This window comes from Kitasatospora sp. MBT63 (assembly GCF_000710465.2).
GTDB lineage: Bacteria > Actinomycetota > Actinomycetes > Streptomycetales > Streptomycetaceae > Kitasatospora.
In genome coordinates this window covers 1-5,472 of record NZ_JAIZ01000278.1, presented here as the reverse complement: position 1 = coordinate 5,472, position 5,472 = coordinate 1, and the positions used below count along the sequence as shown (strand labels likewise).

General features: G+C 74.0%; 9 protein-coding genes. All 9 read right to left on the bottom strand.

Annotated elements, in window-relative coordinates:
- Positions 1-130: 130 nt before the first annotated feature.
- Complete coding sequence (locus AA75_RS17680; RefSeq protein ID WP_149038207.1) at positions 131-403, bottom strand: hypothetical protein; 273 nt, start codon at positions 401-403, stop codon at positions 131-133.
- Positions 404-411: 8 nt separating this feature from the next.
- Positions 412-771: a hypothetical protein gene (locus tag AA75_RS17675; protein WP_033821033.1), complete on the bottom strand. Its 360-nt coding sequence runs from the start codon at positions 769-771 to the stop codon at positions 412-414.
- Between the two features lie 45 nt (positions 772-816).
- Positions 817-1,947: a phosphoadenosine phosphosulfate reductase family protein gene (locus tag AA75_RS17670; protein ID WP_033821032.1), complete on the bottom strand. Its 1,131-nt coding sequence runs from the start codon at positions 1,945-1,947 to the stop codon at positions 817-819.
- A gap of 47 nt (positions 1,948-1,994) precedes the next feature.
- Positions 1,995-2,468, bottom strand: a complete 474-nt coding sequence (locus AA75_RS17665) for a DUF3145 family protein (protein WP_033821031.1) — start codon at positions 2,466-2,468, stop codon at positions 1,995-1,997.
- 93 nt (positions 2,469-2,561) lie between these two features.
- Entirely contained in the window at positions 2,562-2,789 is a 228-nt protein-coding gene (locus AA75_RS17660; protein ID WP_033821030.1) for a hypothetical protein, read from the bottom strand.
- A gap of 103 nt (positions 2,790-2,892) precedes the next feature.
- Positions 2,893-3,156, bottom strand: a complete 264-nt coding sequence (locus tag AA75_RS17655; RefSeq protein WP_033821029.1) for a hypothetical protein — start codon at positions 3,154-3,156, stop codon at positions 2,893-2,895.
- Between the two features lie 77 nt (positions 3,157-3,233).
- On the bottom strand, positions 3,234-3,995 hold the full coding sequence (locus AA75_RS17650; protein ID WP_033821028.1) for a hypothetical protein: 762 nt from the start codon (positions 3,993-3,995) through the stop codon (positions 3,234-3,236).
- A gap of 68 nt (positions 3,996-4,063) precedes the next feature.
- A complete protein-coding gene (locus tag AA75_RS17645; RefSeq protein ID WP_051812660.1) occupies positions 4,064-4,678 on the bottom strand; it encodes a hypothetical protein in 615 nt (204 codons plus the stop codon).
- Between the two features lie 300 nt (positions 4,679-4,978).
- A partial coding sequence (locus AA75_RS17640) for a hypothetical protein (RefSeq protein WP_206743442.1) occupies positions 4,979-5,472 on the bottom strand: 494 nt, incomplete at its 5' end.

Here is a 5,472-nt window from a genome sequence, read left to right as displayed (position 1 = left end):
GGCCCGCTCCCGCACGCGGGGGCGGGCCGAGGAGGCGCCGGAGCGGCGACACCGCGGCCCGGCCCCGGGCGGGGTGCCCGCCGGTCCGGCCGGCCCGCAGGCTGCCCGTGGGCCGGGGCCCGGCAGCCGGTCACTCGGAGCCGTCGCTGGTGAGCCGGAAGGGCTTGGCCATCTGGTCGAGGCAGTGCGCGAGCGACTCCGCGGCCACTCCGTCGGCGTCGCAGTCGACGCAGGCCGTCATGGCCTCGCCGCTCTTGACGTCGCGGATGCGCATCGTTGCCGGCACGGTGCGGTCGTTGAAGCACAGGCAGGGCAGGCAGACGGCGGTCGGGTCGAGCAGCGCTTCGGTGGCGAACTCGTACGTGCCGAGGTCCCCGGCCCCGGGGGTGTCGGTGCTGGTCATGGTGCTCACTATTCGTGGTCGGTGGGCTCGGGAGCCCAGCGCGCGGGCAGGGTCGGGTCACCGGCCGCCTCTCGCTCGTCGTCGGCGAGATCGGCGGCCTTGAGGCGGGCCACGTGGGTCCCGGGAGCGGTGTGGCCGCTGGGGCGGCGGCAGCGCCGGCCGGGAACGGCCAGGCAGGTCGGACAGGTCAGGGCCATGGGGCAGGTGTCGCCGAGGTCGAAGCCCTCGCAGGTGGCGCAGCGGGGGCCGGGCTGCAGCGGATCGCCGGTCAGGTCGATGAGCTCGCCCGCCTGCAGGAGCAGGTGCGCGGCGGCCGGGTCGCCCGGCGACGGGACGGGCTGGCGGTGGACGTGCGGTGTGGGTGGCACGGGATTCCTCAGGGCGGTTCCGGGCCGGCGTCGGTGCGGCCGTGGTCAGGTTGCGAGAGCGAGGTTGTCGCGCCACTGCTCGGCGGCGTCCTCGCCGAGGTGCCGGCGGATTGCGTCGCCCCGGTCCCAGGTGAGCGGCCCGTCGAGGGCGTCGATCATGCGGGCGGCGGCGACGATCCCGCCCAGGGTGACCCCGGGCTTGAAGGTGTGCCCGATCCGGCGCTCCAGGTCGGTGTAGACCTCGGGAGCGGTGAGGCCGAGGGCGAAGCAGGCTCTGGTGGCCAGGATGAGAGCGGCCTCCGGCGCGATCACGCAGTACACGCACGAAAGGCGGTCGAGCCCGCAGTCGTAGACCGGGTGGTACTCCAGGCCCTGGTCACGGATCTCCCGCCAGACCTCGTCGCTGCTGAGGCCGTGGATGATGTGCCAGGTCAGGACCAGGCGCCGTCCGCTGCTGGCGCGGGTGTCGATGCCCAGCACCGGCTTGAGGGCCCGGGTGCGGGACTCGCCGCCGCGCACCCCGTACACCGACAGGAGCAGGGCCTGGCTGTCGAGGCCGAGCGCGGTGGCGATCTCCGTGTACAGGTGCGCGCTGGCGTCGCGCTTCAGCGTGGAGGTGCACAGCCTGCGCGCGGCGTCGGGCCACATCCCGCGGGCCTCGACCATGCCGAGGAACCCGCCCGCGGCCGCGACGACCACGAACCGCAGCCCGTACCGCTCGGCCTGGCGCTGGGCGAGCTCGCGCACCCCCGGCCACTCGGTGCCGGGTCCCAGGTCGGCGTGCACGACGACGACCTTGTCCAGGCAGCCGGCCGCCTTGGCCGCCATGGCGGTCCGGTGCAGGGCCACGACCGAATCCTTCCCGGCCGAGGTGTGCACCAGCACGGCATCGGCGCGGCGGATCAGCGCTTGCGGGTCCGCGCCGAGACCGGCGAGAAAGGCGGTCGAGGCGTCGCCCGCCGAGCCGCGGAAGCGGCGGCCGTGAACCGCGTGCCAGGCCCTGCGCCAAGCGTCGTCGTCGTGGCGGACCCTGCGGCCGGCGGCCCGGAGCCGAAGGTGGGCGGCGCGCTGCTTGTGACCGGGCGGCTCCCGGCGGGTGGCCCGGCGGGCGGTCCGCACGGCCTGCCCGCTCTGGATGCCCAACCGCAGACAGTCCAGCAGCGTGGCGTCGGACACGGGAGCGGTGCTGTCCCGAGCCGGGCCGGGCCCGGGAGGCTTCCGGGCTACCACCGGCGCTCGAACGCGGCGAGCCGCGCGAGGACCGCGGTGCCGAGGTGCTTGCGTCCCTCGGTGGCCAGCCACATCTCGACGGTGAGCCCAGCCGGGGCCGCGCCGAGGATCTCCCGCACCTCCCGTACCGGGATGAGGAGTTCGCCGGCTTCGTTGCAGGCCCCCTCGTGAGTCCCGGTTCCGGGAACGTGACCGACGTAGTGCCCGTCGGCAGTAGGCGGGTACGGGTCCTGCCAGAGCTCGAAGACGGCGCTGGGCGCGGAGCGCTGCAGCTCGGCGGCGAGAGCGTCCGAGCTGCCGAGCAGCGCTTCGAGGTACATGTAGCGGGTGCCGAGCGCGAGGCTGCCCGCGGCCTGGGCCGGGGCGTCGGTGCTGAGCTTGTGATCGGCCAGGATCTCCAGGATGGCGGGGTGGTCGGCCGGTTCGGCCTGGTGCACCCAGCACTGGAGCGGCGAGCGGTCGCCCATGGGAAGCTCCTTGCGAGAGGTGAGGCGCCGGCTGTGGTGCGGGCCGGCCTGGGTGGGGTGTGCGCGGGTCCGGTGAGGCGGTGGTGCCCGGGGCTAGACCTGCTGGCCGTTCACGTGGACGGTGACGACGATTCCGCTGATGCCGGTCCGTGAGGTGCCGGCGAGGGCGAGGGCGCGGGCCAGCGCGTCGGGCTGCTGCTCGGTGGAGCGGAACTCGTCCGTCCAGCGGGCGTCGCCGGAGGGGTAGCCCAGGTCCCGGTCGTCGTTGGTCGAGGTGTGCATCCGCGCGTAGCCGGCGTCACCCGTGATCGTGACGTTCATCCAGGCGTGGCTCATGCAAGCCCTTTCGAGCGGGAGTTGATCGGGTTGGTAGGGCGCAGACGGGGGCGACCCGCAGAAGCCTCTGACGGGTGGCGCGGCGCGGTTACCGCCCCCTGCGGCAACGGCGCGGGGGCTGCTCGTCCCGCCTGCCTTCGTTGCTGAGGAGGCCCATGTACCGGAGCCGGTTCTTCTCGTCCCACCACTGGAGGTCCGCACGGGCCTTGGCGGCTGCTTCACGGGCCCGGCGGGCCCTCACCCGCCGGTACGCGCGGACCAGGCAGACGGTGAGGAGGAACGCTTCCGCGGTCACCGTCATCCAGGTCGGAATGCTGCGCACGAAGTCGCTGATCGTGTCGGCGGCGGGCATCCGATGCTCCTCGGGGTCGGCAGCGGGCGGCGGGGGCGGCCCGCCCCGTGCCGGGGCGGGCCTGCGGCGCGTGCGTGTCAGGGGACGATGACCTTGAGCGCGTCGCGGTCGGGCTCGGTGCGGATGCCGTCGGCGAGCAGCAGAGCGGCGATCCGGTCGCGCAGACCGTTGGCCCACGGCTGGCCCGGAGTGCGGTCCGCGAGCTGCTCCTCCCAGGTGGCCGACCACCAGAACACGCTGACTGTGCCACCGCCCACGTGGACGTCGACGCCCGAGGCGACCGGAGCCCGGCGCGACGCGACGGCAACGGGGGGGTCCGCCTGCCGGAGAACGACGCGCACCCGGTCGCCGAAGGCGGCGACCTCTTTCATCCGCTGCCGGTTGCCTTCCATGAACTGCTCCAGCTCGGCGGCGCTCACCGGGTGGAAGGTGCTGGTGCCGCCACCCCGGTAGCGCAGCGTCAGCGAACCGTCCGGGCGGAGTTCGACGTGGTCGCGGCCGAGTGCGAACACGCGGCGGCGCAGATCGACCTGGTCGAGGGCGATCCGACTCCCTTCGGTGCCCGGCGTGGTGCTCGGGGCGCTGATGTAGTGGTCGTGGCCGACGGCCTCGGCCGCGAGGCGGGCGTCCGCCACGCGTGCGGACAGCTGGGCTTCGGAGGGGGACTCGCCGCGGGCGGCGAGCTCTTCGAGGGCAGCCAGGACGGCAGCCGGGCCCTCGGGCCCAGTTGTCTTCCGAATCTCCCAGTAGCGACTGGCCAGGGGCTCCGGCATCGACGAGTCACTGTCGAGGAGGCTCAGAACCAGGGTGTCCGACGGGGTGGAGGAGGGCGGCGTCATAGGTGTGCTCCGTGTCAGAGGCGGACCTTTCAAGTAATAAGTTACAGCATCCATAGGTGTTGTGCAATCTATAGATGGGCGTGGGGGCAGGCCCCGCGGTCTGCGGGCGCGCCCGTGCCGAAGAGGTCGGCGAGCGCGGCCAGGAGCGCGACGGCGTCCGGGGGCAGGGCGGCGTTGCGTACCCGGACGGCGCGCAGCGGCTTCACGCCCTCCAAGCTCAGTCCGACGGATCCGTTGTCGCCGTGGTGCACGCGGTACTGGTCCGCCGGCACGTACCAGGCGTCCCAGGTCTCGTGGGCGTGCCCGGCCCGGTCCGGTCCGGCGGCCGGCTGCTTCCAGGTACCGCCGGTGGTGTCGTCCTGGACGGTCCGCAGGTTGAGGGAGGTGCGGCGGTAGTGGTCGGAGCCGCCGTTGAGGGTGGGGCAGGCGCGGCGGCTGTAGGCGTAGCAGCCAAGATGCAGAGCGGGTTCGACGGTGTGGCCGTTGGCGATGTCGGCGGACCGCAGCAGGTAGACGCTGAGGTGCTCCAGTGCCTGGCCGCAGACCTGGCAGAGCCGGCCGGTCACCGCGGCGGCCTGGCGGGTGCTGTCGAGTGCGCCGAAGACGGCGGTCACGCCGTGCTCGGTGCCGGGCAGGCCGAGGAACAGCCGGGGCGAGGTCTGGACGGTGGTCCAGGGGATCACGCGCCCGCCTGCACGGGGCCGGCGGACGCAACGCGTGGGTACGGGGATGCTCATCGTGTTTCCTTCGGGTGGGCTGGGGTTCGTGGGCGCGGGGCGGCTGGGGCTCAACCGTCGGGCTCGACGATCTGGCCGTCCGCGTGCCGGTCGTGAGTGAGTGATCCGCCCTGGCATCCGGCGGGGACCGGGCGGATGAAGGCGCACGGAGCCAGGTGCGATCCGCCGGGGCGAGCAAGGAGAGCAACTCGCCGGTGTTCTGTGGACGGCGGGGCGGATGGTGACGGCCCGGGCGGCGGGCGGCGCTCAGGGGGTGGGCAGGGCTGCCACGGTGTCGCCGAGGCTGGTGCGGCGGGCGAGGAGGCGCTCGCCAGTGGGGTTGCTGGTCTCGACGAGCCCGAGCGCGGCGAGGCTGTGGACGGTCTGCCAGTGGGTCCTGCCGTTGAGTGTGCCGTCGTCGCTGACGCCCACGGTGAGGGCGGTGAGCTGCGGCGGCGTGAGGGCGGCCCGGCGGCCTTCCGGTGTGATGGTCAGCGGGCCGCCGAACAGTGCGCGGGGGTCGCTGGGTTCGAGGCGGTATCCGTCGCCGTCCTCGGCGTAGGCGAGACCGGCCTCCAGCAGCACACCGCGGCCGTGGCGGCGGATGCCGGCCGGGAGCCGTCCCTGCGGGTCGGTGCTGGCGCGGCGGAGGTGGGCGAGCAGGGCGGACGGGAGCTCGGTGGGCCTGTGGTTCCTCGGATGCTCGGGAGCGGAGGTTGCTTCGGGCGGGGGCACCGGCGGCATGGACCGCCGGTGCCCCG